Here is a 14804-nt window from a genome sequence, read left to right on the forward strand (position 1 = left end):
ATCCTGTTGCCCAGGACCCGGGGGACCGACCGACGATCTGTTGAAGGAGACTGAGCGTGGCGGCATTGGCACGCTGGTGCTATCGGCACCGGCTGGTGGTCCTGTTGCTCTGGGTGGGGGCGCTGTTCGGCCTGGGATTCTCGGCCTCGACGGCGGGCACGGACTACGCGAACGTCTTCTCCCTCCCCGACACGGACTCCAAGAAGGCGTACGACCTGATGGAGAAGGCGTTCCCGGCAAGCGCCGGCGACACCGACACGGTCGTGTGGAAGGTCGACGAGGGTTCGGTGCGGGACCAGGACGTACGGTCCCGGATCCAGCCCGCGCTCGACGAGATCGCGGGCATGAAGGGCGTCGGCGGGGTCACCGGCCCCTACGCGGCGGACGCGGCGGACGCGGCGCAGATCAGCGGTGACGGGCGGATCGCCTACGCCCAGATCACCTTCACCGAGCAGGCGAACGCCGTACCGAAGGAACTCGTCCAGGACGTCGTCGACACCGCGCGGGGCGTCGAGCAGGACGGCCTGGAGGTCGAGGTGGGCGGCCAGGCCATCCAGCGGGTGCAGGAACCGCCCACCGGCCTCGCCGAGATGGTCGGCCTCGCGGCCGCGGCGGTGGTCCTGTTCCTGGCCTTCGGCTCGCTGTACGCGATGCTGCTGCCGCTCGCCGTGGCGGTCTTCGGCGTCGGCATGGGCCTGTTCTCGACCCAGTTGCTGAGCCATGTCACCGACATCCCGGACCTGGCCCCGCTGCTGTCCTCGCTGATCGGCCTCGGCGTCGGCATCGACTACGCCCTGTTCATCGTCACCCGGCACCGCAAGGGCGTTCTGCGCGGCCTGGACCCGGAGGAGTCGGCGGTCGTCGCCCTCAACACCTCCGGCCGGGCCGTGCTGTTCGCCGGCGGCACGGTGTGCATCGCCCTCGCCGGGATGCTGGTGACGAACCTGCGCTTCCTGGACGGCGTCGTCATCGGCACCTCCCTGACGGTGGTGCTGAGCGTCCTCGCCGCGACGACCCTGCTGCCCGCGCTGCTCGGCTTCCTCGGCGCACGCGTGCTGAGCCGCAAGCAGCGGCGCGTGCTGGCCGCGACCGGCCCCGAGCCGGAGAAGTCGAGTGGTCCCGCGGCCCGCTGGTCGACGGGCGTGCAGCGGCGGCCGCGGACGATCGCCGCGCTCGCGCTGGTCGTCATGGCCGTCCTGGCGCTCCCCGTGCTGTCGCTCCGCCTCGGCGCCACCGACCAGGGCAACGACGACGCCTCGACGACCACCCGGAAGGCCTACGACCTGCTCGCCGAGGGCTTCGGGCCGGGCTTCAACGGCCCCCTCCAGGTGGTCGTGGACGGCGGTGACGCCACCGCCCTGACCCAGGGCATCAAGGACACGCCCGGCGTCGCCCAGGTGGCCGCGCTGCCGCCCGCGAGCGGGGTCACGGTCATCCAGGTGGTGCCCACGACCTCGCCGCAGTCCGCGGAGACGGACACCCTGATCGACCGGCTGCGCGACGACGTCATCCCGGAGGCCGGGGCCCAGGCGCACGTGGGTGGCGTCACGGCGGTCTCCAAGGACTTCGCCACGGTCACCGGCGACCGTCTGCCGCTCTTCGTCGCCACCATCATCGGCCTGGGCTTCCTGCTGCTCCTGGTCGCCTTCCGCTCCCTGGTGGTGCCGCTGACGGCCGCCGTGATGAACCTGGTCGCGGCCGCGGCCTCCTTCGGTGTCCTCGTCGCGGTCTTCCAGTGGGGCTGGGGCCTGGACCTGCTCGGCCTCGGCAAGGAAGGGCCGATCAACGCCTTCCTGCCCGTCATCATGCTGTCCCTGCTCTTCGGCCTGTCGATGGACTACCAGGTCTTCCTGGTCAGCCGGATGCACGAGGAGTGGGTGCACACCAGGGACAACGCGCGAGCGGTCCGGGTGGGCCTCGCGGAGACCAGCCGGGTCATCAACTCCGCCGCGCTGATCATGGTCTGTGTCTTCCTCGCCTTCGTGCTCAGCGGCGACGCGGGCGCGGCGATGGCGGGCGTCGGCCTCGCGGCCGCGGTCGCGCTGGACGCGTTCATCCTGCGTACGGCACTGGTCCCGGCCGCGATGCATCTGCTCGGCGACTCCAACTGGTGGCTGCCCGGGTGGCTGGAGAAGCGGCTGCCGCATCTCGCGGTCGAGCCCAAGGAGGAGGCGGCGCCGGCGACGGTCGCGGCGGGCGAAGGACCGGCCTCGGTCGTGCACGGCTTCGTGCGGAACACGGCCGGTGAACCGGTCGAGGACGCGACGGTCACCCTGATGTCGCAGGGCGGACGGGAACTGGACCGCGTGACCTCCCTCGCCGACGGCTCGTACATCCTCTCCGTCCCGGCCCCGGGAACGTATCTGCTGGCGACGACGGCCGCGCCGCCCCTGCTGAAGCGCGCCCGGCAGCTGACGGTCGCGGGGGAGCCCCTGGTCCACGACGTGGAGCTGGAGGAGGGCGCGGAGGTGAGCTGACTCAACCCGAAGAAGAGCCCGTGGAGTCCGCCGGGCCGGGCGGGCTCTTCTTCGCGGGGTCCGGCAGGGCGTTGGTCATGCCGGGCAGGAAGTCCGTGAACAGGTCGTGGACCTCGAGGACGAGCGGCCGCAGCACCCGGAACCGGGCCAGCGCCACGCCCCGCGCGGTGAGGCGCGCGCCCCGGCCGGCCAGCCGGTAGCTGCGCTCGCGCCCCTCCGTACGGTCGTAGATCCAGTACATGACGAGGCCCATCTGGGAGAGCCACATCAACTCGGGCAGCACCTCCCGCAGCTCCTCCGGGACCTTCGCCTTCGACCCCGCGAGCACCTCCTTGTGGACGGCGATGGCCTCCACGCGCGCGTGCTCCGACTCGGCGGAGAAGGGGCTGAGCGGGCTGTCCGGGTCGGCGGCGTTCTTGAAGAACTGGACCGCGAACTCGTGGTACGGCTCGGCCACCTCCAGCCAGACCCGCAGCACCCCCGCCAGCCGGGCCTCCAGGCTGCTCTCCCGCGCCAGGATGTCCCGGACGGCCTCCCGGTGCTCGGCGGCGAGCCGGTCGTAGAAGCCCTGGATCAGGTGTTCCTTGCCGGCGAAGTAGTAGTACGCGTTGCCGACCGAGACGCCGGCCTCCTGGGCGATGGCCCGCATCGTCGTCTTGTCGTAGCCGCGCTCCTGGAACAGCCGCATCGCCGTCTCCAGGATCAGAGCGCGGGTCTGCTCGGACTTGGACGTGGGGGCGGCCTCATGACGTTCGGTCGCGGGAGCGGCCTCATGGGGCTCGGACGGGGAAGCGGCCTCGGCGGGACCGTCGTTGTTCGCGGGCACATGCACGAGCCTAGCCAGTGGAGCAGGTGCCGTCGGCACAGGTGGGCGGGTGGTAGCTCCAGCCCAGCTGCGGGTCGTACGACCAGCCGTCGCCACGGCGGTAGACGCCCCCGCCCCAGCCCGCGGTCTGCCCGCGCCCGTCACGCCACTTGGCGGCGGCGAGAACGGCGCCCCGCGCCAGTTTCGCCCCGGCGGGGGTGCTCAGCCGGTGGGACATCGGACGGTACTCGCGCAGTGCCCACAGGGTGACGATCCAGGCGGCGCTGCCCCGGTAGACCTGGCCGGAGTCGCCGACAACGGTGATCTCGTCGAGGGTCGCGCGGTGGTCGAGGCCGGGGAAGCGGGCGGCCGCCTGCGCGGACCCCGCCGGGACGAACTCCAGCGGCACCAGCTGCGGCTGCCGGCCCAGCCAGTCGCGCAGGAAGCCGCACAGGGAGCATCCGGCGTCGTGGAGCACGGTGAGCCGGCGGACCGGGACGCGCTGGGCGTCCCGGCCGGCGGCCATCGTGCTCACGCCCCGGCGGTGGGCGCCGAGGGGGCGGCCCAGGCCTGCGGGGCGACCGGCGGGACCTGCTCCCGCTCCATGACCCCGCGCCGCCGGATCCGGTTGAGGACGTACACGTTGGCCAGGTGCATCGCGCCGAGCACCAGCAGCACCACACCCACCTTGGTCGACAGGGCCTCGAAGATGCCGCGCGTGTCCTCGATGGTGTCGTCGCCGCTCAGGTAGAGGGCGACGAAGCCGAGGTTGACGAGGTAGAAGCCGACCACCAGGAGGTGGTTGACGGCGTCGGCGAGCTTCTCGTTCCCCTGGAGCACATCGGCGAGGAAGATCCGTCCGTTGCTGCTGAGGGTCCTGGCCACCCAGACGGTCAGGCCGATGCTGACGACCAGGTAGACGACGTAGGCGATGACCGTGCGATCCATGTTCCCCACCTATTCTTGAACGCGTTCAAAACGCTGTCGAGGATGACTCTAGCGCTTGTTTTGAACACGTTCAACTGAAGAGGTGCGGGCAGGGTCGCCGCCGCCTCGCCGCCCTAACGCCTCGCCAGCTCGGGCCGCTTGAGGTAGTCCGTGAACCCGAGGACGTTCCCCCAGGGGTCGGCGATCTCGACGGTCCAGCCGGTGGACGTGGAGAACGGCCGGTCCAGGGGGGTGATGCCGGCCTCGGCCAGCCGTCGCGCCGCTGCCCGCGCGTCCGGCACCTCCAGCCAGACGCGCGGGGACGGCCACGGCGGTGGCCGGTGCCCCAGGGCCTCCTCGTGCCGCAGAAGGACCCCCGGCGTCTCGACTCCGACCTTCAGCAGCGCGATCCCGGCCTCGTCGAACCGCAGCCCCACCGTGAACCCGGCCCGCTCGTAGAAGTCGACCGCCTCGTCGAGGTCCCCGACGGGCAGCAGGAGGTTGTCGAAACCGAGCAGCTCGCACGACTGGTCATCTGACATGCCGTCAGATTAGGTGTGGGGGGCCCGAAAACCGGTCAAGAGCACCCCGGTCTCCGCGTGGCGGGATTTCTGCTGCAAGATGTTCTGCACCCATCCGCACTCGTCTCATCTGCGGATGATCCGATCACCTGACCTCGGGGGAACTCGCCTTGTCCGAAACGCCACAACAGCCCCAAGAGCCCCAGCAGCCGCCGCAGCCGCCCCCGCCCGGCTACGGGTACCCCGGCGGCCCCGGCGGCCCCGGCGGCCCCGGCGGCCCCGGCGGCCCCGGCGGCCCGCAGGACGCGGGCCCGGGGCAGCCCGGCCCCGGCCCCTACGGCTATCCCCAGCCCGGCCAGCCGTACCCGGGCTACGCCCACCCCGGGTACCCGGGCCCCGGCTACCCCGCGCCGGGCTACATACCTCCCGGCACCTTCACCGGTGACCCCCAGGCCCCTTACGGGTACGACCTCATGGGCCGTCCCTACTCCGAGAAGTCGAAGATCATCGCGGGCGTGCTCCAGCTCACCCTGGGCAGCTTCGGCGTCGGCCGGTTCTACATGGGCGACGTCGGCATCGGCCTCGCCCAGCTGTTCACCTGCGGCGGCCTCGGCATCTGGGCGCTGATCGACGGCATCATCCTGCTGGTCAGCGACGACAAGACCGACTCCAACGGGCGAATCCTGCGTGGCTGACGCGGAGCGCCTCTCCGCGAGGTGTTCGGCCGCGCTGCGGCACCCGGCGGCGGCGCCTCTCACGGTGCTCGCCGCCGGCGCGGCCGGCTCCGCGTATCTCTACGTCACCGACCCTCACCAGCCCGGCCACTGGCTCCCGCGGTGCCCGTTCCGGCTCGTCACCGGCCTGCTCTGCCCCGCCTGCGGCGGCACCCGCATGGTGTACGACCTGATGCACGGTCACTTCGCCCAGGCCTGGCTCGACAACCGTGTCCTGCTGCTCGCCTCGCCGTACGCACTCGCGTTGTTGGTCCGCTGGATGTGGGCGGGCCTGCACGGCCGCACCTGGCATCCGCGGCTGAGCCCGAGGGCCTTGACGGTCGTCCTCGGGGTCGCGGTGGCGTGGACGGTGCTCCGGAACGTAGTTGACTGATTTTGATCACGGATCAGGAACGATGGATCATTTGTACTCCCTTTTTACCCTCTGTTTTCTCTAGGCTCACCAGTCACAGGGGGGACGTCCTGGCATGGCGGAGCCGTGCGGGGACGTGGGTCGAGATCGGTCGACGTCGGTCGACGCGTGTGTTCGTCGCGTCGCAACCCTCCTGAACTCCCCATTTCGGAGCAGGCCGCACCGGCCTCCCGCAGGCATTTCAGGAGCAGTTCTCATGACCGTCCCCACCCCGCAGGCCCCCTACGGGGTCGACCCGCTGGGTCGTCCGTACTCCGACAAGTCCAAGATCGTCGCCGGTATCCTCCAGCTCTTCCTGGGCACCCTCGGTATCGGACGCTTCTACGTCGGCTCCGTCGGCGTGGGCATCGCCCAGCTCTTCACCTGCGGCGGCCTCGGCATCTGGGCGCTGATCGACGGCATCCTGTTCCTCACCAGCAACGACCGCACCGACAAGCAGGGTCGCGTCCTGCGCGGCTGACACCGGCGCGGCAACACGGCGAGGGCCCCGCTCCTTCAAGGAGCGGGGCCCTCGCCGTGTGCGGAACTCAGCGAGCCGGGAGGCTCAGAAGCGGCGCGTGATCAGCGCTCGCTTCACCTCCTGGATCGCCTTCGTGACCTCGATACCACGCGGGCAGGCGTCCGTGCAGTTGAACGTCGTACGGCAGCGCCAGACGCCGTCCTTGTCGTTCAGGATCTCCAGACGCTGCTCACCCGCCTCGTCACGCGAGTCGAAGATGAAGCGGTGGGCGTTCACGATCGCGGCCGGACCGAAGTACTGGCCGTCGTTCCAGAACACCGGGCAGGACGACGTGCAGGCCGCGCAGAGGATGCACTTCGTCGTGTCGTCGAACCGCTCGCGGTCCTCGGCGGTCTGGAAGCGCTCGCGCGTGGGCTCGTTCGTGTCCTTCGTGATGAGGAAGGGCATGACGTCCCGGTACGCCTGGAAGAACGGCTCCATGTCGACGACCAGGTCCTTCAGGACCGTCAGGCCCTTTATGGGCTCGACCGTGATCGGCTTCTCGGGGTTGATGTCCTTGATCAGCGTCTTGCACGCGAGGCGGTTCTTGCCGTTGATCCGCATCGCGTCCGAGCCGCAGATGCCGTGGGCGCAGGAACGCCGGAAGGTCAGCGTGCCGTCGACGTCCCACTTGATCTTGTGGAGACCGTCGAGCACGCGCTCCTTCGGGTCGATCTCCAGCGTGAAGTCCTGCCAGACGGCCTCCGCAGAGACCTCCGGGTTGAACCGGCGGACCCGGAAGGTGACCGTGATGTACGGGGAGGCCGCGGACTCCGCCTCGACCTTGTCCAGAACGGGAGTTGCCATCAGTACTTACGCTCCATCGGCTGGTAGCGGGTCTGGACGACCGGCTTGTAGTCGAGACGGATGGACTCGGTGCCGTCGTCGCCGACCTCGCGGTACGCCATGGTGTGGCGCATGAAGTTGACGTCGTCGCGGTTCGGGTAGTCCTCGCGGTAGTGACCGCCGCGGGACTCCTTGCGGGCCAGCGCCGACACCGCCATGACCTCGGCCAGGTCGAGTAGGTTGCCCAGCTCGATGGCCTCCAGCAGGTCCGTGTTGAACCGTCGGCCCTTGTCCTGGATCGAGATGTTCCGGTAGCGCTCGCGCAGCTCGGCGAGCTTCTCGACCGCCGTCTTGATCGTCTGCTCGGTGCGGAACACCATGACGTTCGCGTCCATGGTCTCCTGGAGCTCGCGGCGCAGCTCCGCCACCCGCTCGGTGCCGGTGGACGAGCGCAGGTGCTCCACCTGGTCGATCACCTGCTGCGCGGGGTTCTCCGGCAGCTCGACGTACTCCGCCTTCTGCGAGTACTCGGCGGCGGCGATGCCGGCCCGCTTGCCGAACACGTTGATGTCCAGCAGCGAGTTGGTGCCCAGGCGGTTCGCGCCGTGCACCGACACACAGGCGACCTCGCCGGCCGCGTACAGGCCCGGGACGACCGTCGTGTTGTCGCTCAGGACCTCGCCCGCGACGTTCGTCGGGATGCCGCCCATCGCGTAGTGCGCGGTGGGCTGGATCGGGATCGGGTCCGTGTACGGCTCGATGCCGAGGTACGTGCGCGCGAACTCCGTGATGTCCGGGAGCTTCGCGTCCAGCTGCTCCGGCGGGAGGTGGGTGAGGTCCAGGTAGACGTGGTCGCCCTCGGGGCCGCAGCCGCGGCCTTCCCGGATCTCCGTGTAGATCGAGCGGGACACGACGTCACGCGACGCCAGGTCCTTCATGACCGGCGCGTACTTCTCCATGAAGCGCTCGCCGTCCTTGTTGCGGAGGATGCCGCCCTCACCGCGGGCGCCCTCCGTCAGCAGGATGCCCATGCGCCAGATGCCGGTCGGGTGGAACTGGAAGAACTCCATGTCCTCCAGCGGCAGCCCGCGCCGGTACACGGCGGCCTGGCCGTCGCCCGTCAGCGTGTGCGCGTTCGAGGTCACCTTGAAGAACTTGCCGGTGCCACCGGAGGCGTAGATGACGGCCTTCGCCTGGAAGACGTGGATCTCGCCGGTCGCCAGCTCGTACGCGACCACACCCGCGGACCGCTTCACACCGTCGACCTCGGTGATCAGCTGGTCGAGGACGTAGAACTCGTTGTAGAACTCCACGCCCTCCTTCACGCAGTTCTGGTACAGCGTCTGGAGGATCATGTGACCGGTGCGGTCGGCCGCGTAGCAGGACCGGCGGACCGGGGCCTCGCCGTGGTTGCGGCTGTGACCGCCGAAGCGCCGCTGGTCGATCGTGCCGTTGGGCGTCCGGTTGAACGGCAGGCCCATCTTCTCCAGGTCGAGGACGGAGTCGATGGCCTCCTTCGCCAGGATCTCGGCGGCGTCCTGGTCGACCAGGTAGTCACCGCCCTTGACCGTGTCGAAGGTGTGCCACTCCCAGTTGTCCTCCTCCACGTTGGCCAGCGCGGCGGCCATGCCGCCCTGCGCGGCGCCCGTGTGGGAGCGGGTGGGGTAGAGCTTGGTCAGCACGGCGGTGCGGCTGCGCTTCGTCGACTCGATCGCGGCGCGCATACCGGCGCCGCCGGCGCCGACGATGACTGTGTCGTACTTATGGATCTTCATGAGTGGTTCTCTCAGTCCCTCGGTCCCGTGCGCCTAGCGGATGTTCGGGTCGAAGGTGAAGATCACCAGCGTGCCCAGCAGGATGGTGAACACCGCGGCGGTGTAGAGCAGGCCCTTCAGCCACAGCCGGGTGTTCGCGCGCTCCGCGTAGTCGTTGATGACCGTGCGCAGGCCGTTCGTCCCGTGCAGCATGGCGAGCCACAGCATCAGCAGGTCCCAGACCTGCCAGAACGGGGAGGCCCAGCGGCCGGCCACGAAGGCGAAGCCGATCTTGGAGACACCGCCGTCCAGGACGAGCTGGATCAGCAGGTGGCCCAGGACCAGGACGACCAGCACGACGCCGGACAGGCGCATGAACAGCCAGGCGCCCATCTCGAAGTTGCCCCGGGTGGACCGGGGGGTCTTCTTGGTGCGCCGGCGCGGGGCCTCGATGAAGGGCGCGGGGTTGTCCACGTCGTAGACGGAGCCGCCCTCGACGGGGCCGATCCCGGCCGCGGTGGTTTCAGTGGTGGCCATCGGTCTCAGCTCCCGAACAGTTCACGAGCGGCGTGGCCGAGCACGGGGTAGATCGCCCCGAGCATCAGCAGCAGCCACAGGCCCACGACACTCCAGAGCATCTGCTTCTGGTAGCGCGGGCCCTTCGACCAGAAGTCGACGGCGATGACGCGCAGGCCGTTGAGCGCGTGGAAGAGGATGGCGGCGACGAGGCCGTACTCCAGCAGCGCCACGACCGGCGTCTTGTAGGTGGCTACGACCTTGTCGTAGTCCTCGGGGGAGACACGCACGAGCGCGGTGTCCAGCACGTGAACGAACAGGAAGAAGAAGATGAGGACGCCGGTGACTCGATGAGCCACCCAGGACCACATTCCTTCCCGGCCGCGGTACAGCGTTCCAGCCGGCACGGAAGAACCCTCCGGGAGCGGGGATTGGGGCCTGCCGGCTTGGGGTGTCGGACGGGCCCGGCCGGGTACGGTCCACCGGCCCCCAGCATCGTAGCGAGGCGCTGGCGCTGGGCTAACGTCGGGCCTACCTGTGTGATCAAAGTGGCACGCATATGGGTGAGCGTTGCGGCATCTGGGGCGTTGTGTCCTGTTCGGGTGCCGGGTGCGGCGCCGTCGTGGCTGGTTCACGCCCCGCGGCGGAGCCGCGTATGTCACCGTCCCGCGCCCCTCAGGCGAGCTGCGCCAGCCGTTGCCTCGCCAGTCTCCGGAGTTCCTCCGCCGCCACTACCCGCTCGTCCTCGGGATCGTTTGTCAATCGTGACCGGATGCCCTCCAGGACGTAGTCCAGGGACTCCTGCCGGGGGACACCGTCGAGGCAGATGACGAACGCGTGTCCGAATCGGGCCTCGTAGGCCGCGTGGGCCGCGTTCAACGCCATGTGCGCCGCTCCGTACGCGTCCTCCGGCAGGCCGGGCAGGGACTCCGTCGCCAGGGCCTCCGCCAGATCGCCCGGGCTGAGGTCGTACGCGGCCTCGTCGGAGGCGGCCAGCAGGGCGTCGAGCGTCGGATACGGGCGGTGGTCGGCGATCCGGTGGGCCCAGCGGAGGCTGCGGAGGCAGGCGAGGAGGGTGCGGTGCGCCTCGTCGGCGGGGGCGGTGTTGAAACCGTCCAGCACAGGTGCGGGTGAGGTCCGGGTCTGCGCCGGTATGGCGAGGTAGCCGGAGAGAGGGGGAAGACGGTGCGCAGGCAGCGTGGATCCTCGCGTCACGTGTGATGTGGCAGGGGATGCAGTGAAAGGTGTGTCGACACGTTATCGAGAGCGGTCAGGACGTGTCTGACCGATGCCTGAATTTCACCCGAACGAGAGAGTTTCGGAACGTGTCGTGGACTCCGTCACGCCGGGCTCGACGCGCTTCGGACGGCCGGGAGTCGTACGGTTGGCGGAGTGAGCAGGCACAGGCATCGGCGCCGGGCGCCGCAGAGGAAGCCGCACCAGCAGGTCGTGGCGCGGTCACTGCTGGCAGGTGGCCTGGTCGCCGCGCTCGGCGTCGGGCTCGGCGTGTGGGCCTCGACGGACGACGACGGCACGACACCGGCCGGATCGGCCGCCTCCCGGCAGGCCGCCGCGAGGACGCCCGGCGCCGGTGACACCGGTGCCGCCGCCGCGCAAGCCCCGACCCCGACGCCCAGCCGCTCCTACGCCCTCTCCACCACCCCCCGCACCATCCCCGCCGTCAGCGCCCACACCCCGGCGCGCGGCCCGGGGTGGAAGCCGCAGTCCACCCGCCGGGTGGTGGTGAGCGACGCGGGCCTCGCCGACGAGGGGCGGCTGGTCGCCGGTGAACTGGGGCTGACGTACGCCGGGGAGAAGGACGACGTACGCGCCGGGGACCTGCGGCTGGCGCTCAACGACGACGAGGGCGCGAACCCGGAGTCGTACACCATGACCGTGCGCGGCGGGCGGGTCACCATCAGCGCGCCCTCCGACGCGGGCGTCTTCTACGGCACCCGCACCCTCAAGCAGGAGGTGCACGCCGGCGGTACGGCGCCGGAGGGCGTCGTACGGGACCAGCCGGCCAAGCCGCAGCGCGGGTTCACGCTGGACATCGCGCGCAAGCACTTCACCGCCGCCTGGATCGAGGACCGGGTGCGCGAGCTCGGCGACCTGAAGTACAACCAGCTCGGCCTGCACTTCTCCGACGACCAGGCCTTCCGGATCGAGTCCGACACCCACCCGGAGATCGTCTCGAGCCAACACCTCACCAAGGCCGAGGTGAAGAAGATCGTCGACCTCGCGGCGAGCCGTCACATCACCGTGGTGCCCGAGATCGACTCACCCGGGCACCTGGGCGCCGTCCTCGCCGCCCACCCCGAGCTCCAGCTGCGCAACGCGAGCGGGGTGGCGACCCGCGGGGCGATCGACATCTCCAAGGACGAGTCCGCGAACCTCCTCGACGACCTGCTGGACGAGTACGCCGACGTCTTCCCAGGCGGCTACTGGCACCTCGGCGGCGACGAGTACCAGGCCCTGACGGTCTCCAGCCCGGCGGCCTCCTACCCCCAGCTCGCCGCCGCCGCGACGGCCCGGTACGGCTCCGGCGCGGGCGTCGCCGACCTCACCACCGGCTGGCTCAACGACCGCGCCGACACCGTCCGCGCCCACGACCGCACCATGCGGGTGTGGAACGACGGCTTCTTCCGCGGTACGTCGGTCAAGCCGGCCTCCGACCTCGTGGTCGCCTACTGGACGGGCAAGGAGATCGGGGCGCGGCCGCCGGTCGAGTATCTGAGCGCGGGGCGCAAGATGCTCAACTACAACGACGAGTACCTGTACTACGTCCTCGGCGAGCCGAACGACTTCGCCTACCCGACCGGGCAGCGGATATACGAGCAGTGGACCCCGCGGGTGCTGCGCGGCACGACCCCGGTCGCCGCGAAGTACGACGCCCAGATCCTCGGCGGCTCCTTCTCGGTGTGGTGCGACCTCGCGAACTCGCAGACCCAGGACCAGGTCGCGGCCGGGATCCGGATGCCGCTGCGGGCCACCTCGCAGAAGCTGTGGGACGCCGGGACACCACCGCTGACCTGGACGCAGTTCACGGCACTGGCGAACAAGCTCGGTTGATCCTCGTTGGACTCACGGCATCGGTGATGCCGCGTGTTCCGCGTGCTGCCGCGCGTGAGACTCAGGGAGAGCCGCGCGCGGCCCTCAACGGGACGCCGGCAGCCCCGGCACCCCCTGGAGTCGGTCCCGGTCGCACGGGCCGGTCAACGCCCGGTGACGATGTGGATCTCGCGGCCCCCCTCGCGATCGCCTTCGCCCTGCGGCTGACCGGGATGCAGAACGAGAGGGCGCTCCCGGGCCCGGGCGCGGTACCGCCGCCGGTCGGAGCCGTCGGCGGGATCGGGGGAGCCGACGGAGCGGGTGGAGTCGGTGGCCTCGGCGGAGTTGGCTGAAAACCCCTTCCTGTGACACTCCTGGCCCGTCGCACGCAGTAAGGGGAAGTGTGGGCTCCGTAAGGTAGGTGCCCTGGCGAGGGAGGCGTGGATGAGCCTGGTGGAACTGATCGCTCAGGCCGACGAACGCGGACTGGCTGCCAGCGGGCTGGCTTGTTTGGATCGGTGCATACCCCTGCTCGGCGGTGACGACGAGATCCTGCGACCGCTGTGGGGGAACCTCACGGAGGACTCCGACGCCGCCGACTGGGGCGAGCTGCTGGAACAGGCGCGCGGCAAGCTGGCGTCGGCTGCGGAGGAGGGCGACGAGGCGGAGCTCCTGGCCCGCCGGATGCTGGCCGCCGCCCCCGACGACCGCTCCGCCGCCGGGATACGGCTCTGGGCCGACGCCTGCTCCGTCGCCTCGCTCCAGATCCACCGCCTCCTCGACCCGGCCGAGGACGCCTCCTCGGTCGACTCCCGCCGAGCAGGCCGTACGGAGGGCATGCCGCCCCTCGCCGCCGCCGAGCTGCGCCGCCAGGTCGCCGTCCTGGAGGTGCTCGCCGGCCACGGCGCGGGCGGACTGCGCCGGGCCCTCGAGGTGTCGACGGAGGGCCGCCGGGTGCTGCGCGCGGTGGTGTCACGGCGGGCGCGTGGACGTAAGTGAGCGGAGTGCGGGGGAGGTGGGTCGGTCCTGCACCGGTCTCGGGAAGGCCCCGGATATGAGTGACGCAATCCGCGCCGACCTCGCTCTTCCTGATGTGACGCGTAGGACGACCGACCAGACCGACCAGCCGCCCCGCCCCTCCGCCGCCGCGAAACCCGTGCGATGGGCGGCGGAGGCGGTGGCCGCCGTGCCCGACGGCATCCGGCCCCATCTCGACCACTCCGCGCAGAGTCTGTGGCGCGTCGACCGCATGATCGAGGAGCTGCGGCGCGAGGGCTCGCCGTACACCGCCGTGGCCGATGTGCTGCGCGGGCTCGGCGCCTACGCCGGCGAGGTGATCGTCCGGCAGACCGGCGCCGAGTGGTGGGGCTCCGCCGGCGACCACTGGGTCCGCACCCCCGACGGGCGCCTCTGGGAACCCCTCGACGAGTCCCGCCGCTGCTTCGGCGGCCACGGTTCGCTGCGCCTGCTGTGCCGGGACGCGATGAGCGGGGGCGCAGCCGGCTCCCGGTTCCGATCACGCGGTTGACGGACGGGGCCCGGCCTTTCTCGGCGTCGGCCTGACCGCGCGCTGTGACACTTCCGTGTGGTCCGGCGCTGATGACCGTGGGGGGCGTGGCCGCGTTCGGACCCGGGGTCCGGCGGGGGAGTCGCGCGCCGGACCGAACTCCGTACGAACGAGGACAGTCTTGGGCCAGGGAGGGGAACCCCGGCGCGCACAGGCGAACGACGGGGAACTGGGCGCGGCCGTGACGCGGGCCCAGGACGGTGACGAGGCCGCGTTCGCCGTGGCGTACCGGATCGTGCAGCCCGGACTGCTCGGCTATCTGCGGGGGATCGTCGGCGACGACGCCGAGGACGTGGCCTCCGACGCCTGGCTGGAGATCGCCCGGGACCTGGGGCGGTTCAAGGGCGACGGCGCGGGATTCCGCGGCTGGACCGCGACCATCGCCCGGCACCGGGCCCTCGACCATCTGCGCCGGCTGCGGGTCCGGCCCCGGTCGGCGGTGCTGGACCAGGACGTCGTCCTCGACCTGGCCGGCCCGCACAGCACCCACGACGAGGCACTGGAGTCGCTCTCCACCGGGCACGCCCTGGAGCTGGTCCGCGGGCTGCCGCGCGACCAGGCCGAGGCGGTGCTGCTGCGGGTGGTCGTCGGGTTGGACGGCCCCGCCGCGGCCCGCGTCCTCGGCAAGCGCCCCGGCGCCGTCCGTACGGCCGCGCACCGGGGCCTGAAGCGGCTGGCCCGCCAACTCGGCGCCGCGGGCACGGGCGAAGGTGTGACGGATGGCGGCCCCCGAACGCTGGGGGAGTCGACATGAA

General features: G+C 70.8%; 17 protein-coding genes. 8 read left to right on the forward strand and 9 right to left on the reverse strand.

Annotated elements, in window-relative coordinates:
* The first annotated feature begins 65 nt into the window (after positions 1–65).
* Positions 66–2477: an MMPL family transporter gene (locus tag G9272_RS27780; RefSeq protein WP_171402203.1), complete on the forward strand. Its 2412-nt coding sequence runs from the start codon at positions 66–68 to the stop codon at positions 2475–2477.
* 1 nt (position 2478) lies between these two features.
* On the opposite strand, the gene G9272_RS27785 is transcribed toward G9272_RS27780, so the two are convergent.
* The 4 genes from G9272_RS27785 to G9272_RS27800 all read right to left on the reverse strand — a co-directional run bounded on the left by G9272_RS27785 (position 2479) and on the right by G9272_RS27800 (position 4751).
* Positions 2479–3303, reverse strand: coding sequence for a TetR/AcrR family transcriptional regulator (locus tag G9272_RS27785; RefSeq protein ID WP_171399050.1), 825 nt, complete (start codon positions 3301–3303; stop codon positions 2479–2481).
* A 10-nt stretch (positions 3304–3313) separates the two neighbouring features.
* Positions 3314–3808, reverse strand: coding sequence for a thiol-disulfide oxidoreductase DCC family protein (locus G9272_RS27790; RefSeq protein WP_171402204.1), 495 nt, complete (start codon positions 3806–3808; stop codon positions 3314–3316).
* Between the two features lie 5 nt (positions 3809–3813).
* The gene (locus G9272_RS27795; RefSeq protein WP_020131054.1) at positions 3814–4230 is read right to left on the reverse strand and encodes a hypothetical protein; all 417 of its coding nucleotides are present in this window, start codon (positions 4228–4230) and stop codon (positions 3814–3816) included.
* A 113-nt stretch (positions 4231–4343) separates the two neighbouring features.
* A complete protein-coding gene (locus G9272_RS27800) occupies positions 4344–4751 on the reverse strand; it encodes a VOC family protein (protein WP_171399051.1) in 408 nt (135 codons plus the stop codon).
* 149 nt (positions 4752–4900) lie between these two features.
* On the opposite strand from G9272_RS27800, the gene G9272_RS27805 reads away from it, so the two are divergent.
* The 3 genes from G9272_RS27805 (at position 4901) to G9272_RS27815 (ending at position 6336) form a co-directional block, all read left to right on the forward strand.
* Positions 4901–5425, forward strand: a complete 525-nt coding sequence (locus tag G9272_RS27805) for a TM2 domain-containing protein (protein WP_171399052.1) — start codon at positions 4901–4903, stop codon at positions 5423–5425.
* Positions 5418–5837: a DUF2752 domain-containing protein gene (locus G9272_RS27810; RefSeq protein WP_171399053.1), complete on the forward strand. Its 420-nt coding sequence runs from the start codon at positions 5418–5420 to the stop codon at positions 5835–5837. The genes G9272_RS27805 and G9272_RS27810 overlap by 8 nt, the downstream gene beginning before the upstream one ends.
* Before the next feature lie 235 nt (positions 5838–6072).
* Complete coding sequence (locus G9272_RS27815) at positions 6073–6336, forward strand: TM2 domain-containing protein (RefSeq protein WP_171399054.1); 264 nt, start codon at positions 6073–6075, stop codon at positions 6334–6336.
* Positions 6337–6420: 84 nt separating this feature from the next.
* Here the strand turns inward: G9272_RS27815 and G9272_RS27820 are convergent, their stop codons facing one another.
* The 5 genes from G9272_RS27820 to G9272_RS27840 all read right to left on the reverse strand — a co-directional run bounded on the left by G9272_RS27820 (position 6421) and on the right by G9272_RS27840 (position 10646).
* Positions 6421–7182, reverse strand: a complete 762-nt coding sequence (locus G9272_RS27820) for a succinate dehydrogenase iron-sulfur subunit (protein ID WP_020131049.1) — start codon at positions 7180–7182, stop codon at positions 6421–6423.
* The gene (gene sdhA / locus G9272_RS27825) at positions 7182–8936 is read right to left on the reverse strand and encodes a succinate dehydrogenase flavoprotein subunit (RefSeq protein WP_171399055.1); all 1755 of its coding nucleotides are present in this window, start codon (positions 8934–8936) and stop codon (positions 7182–7184) included. Before sdhA ends, G9272_RS27820 begins: the two co-directional genes overlap by 1 nt.
* Before the next feature lie 33 nt (positions 8937–8969).
* Positions 8970–9452, reverse strand: coding sequence for a succinate dehydrogenase hydrophobic membrane anchor subunit (locus tag G9272_RS27830; protein ID WP_171399056.1), 483 nt, complete (start codon positions 9450–9452; stop codon positions 8970–8972).
* 5 nt (positions 9453–9457) lie between these two features.
* Entirely contained in the window at positions 9458–9838 is a 381-nt protein-coding gene (sdhC, locus tag G9272_RS27835) for a succinate dehydrogenase, cytochrome b556 subunit (protein ID WP_078615861.1), read from the reverse strand.
* 268 nt (positions 9839–10106) lie between these two features.
* Entirely contained in the window at positions 10107–10646 is a 540-nt protein-coding gene (locus G9272_RS27840) for a 2-oxo-4-hydroxy-4-carboxy-5-ureidoimidazoline decarboxylase (RefSeq protein ID WP_171399057.1), read from the reverse strand.
* A 249-nt stretch (positions 10647–10895) separates the two neighbouring features.
* Here G9272_RS27840 and G9272_RS27845 point away from each other — a divergent pair, with 249 nt between their 5' ends.
* The 4 genes from G9272_RS27845 (at position 10896) to G9272_RS27860 (ending at position 14803) form a co-directional block, all read left to right on the forward strand.
* Positions 10896–12503 carry a beta-N-acetylhexosaminidase gene (locus G9272_RS27845; RefSeq protein WP_253268245.1) on the forward strand — a complete coding sequence of 536 codons (1608 nt, stop codon included), beginning with the start codon at positions 10896–10898 and terminating at the stop codon, positions 12501–12503.
* A 423-nt stretch (positions 12504–12926) separates the two neighbouring features.
* Positions 12927–13481: a hypothetical protein gene (locus G9272_RS27850; protein WP_171399058.1), complete on the forward strand. Its 555-nt coding sequence runs from the start codon at positions 12927–12929 to the stop codon at positions 13479–13481.
* A 55-nt stretch (positions 13482–13536) separates the two neighbouring features.
* The gene (locus G9272_RS27855) at positions 13537–14010 is read left to right on the forward strand and encodes a hypothetical protein (RefSeq protein WP_253267964.1); all 474 of its coding nucleotides are present in this window, start codon (positions 13537–13539) and stop codon (positions 14008–14010) included.
* A gap of 160 nt (positions 14011–14170) precedes the next feature.
* On the forward strand, positions 14171–14803 hold the full coding sequence (locus G9272_RS27860) for an RNA polymerase sigma factor (protein ID WP_171399059.1): 633 nt from the start codon (positions 14171–14173) through the stop codon (positions 14801–14803).
* Position 14804 lies beyond the last annotated feature (1 nt).

Origin of the sequence: Streptomyces asoensis (assembly GCF_013085465.1) — a bacterium.
In the GTDB taxonomy this organism is placed as follows: domain Bacteria; phylum Actinomycetota; class Actinomycetes; order Streptomycetales; family Streptomycetaceae; genus Streptomyces; species Streptomyces cacaoi_A.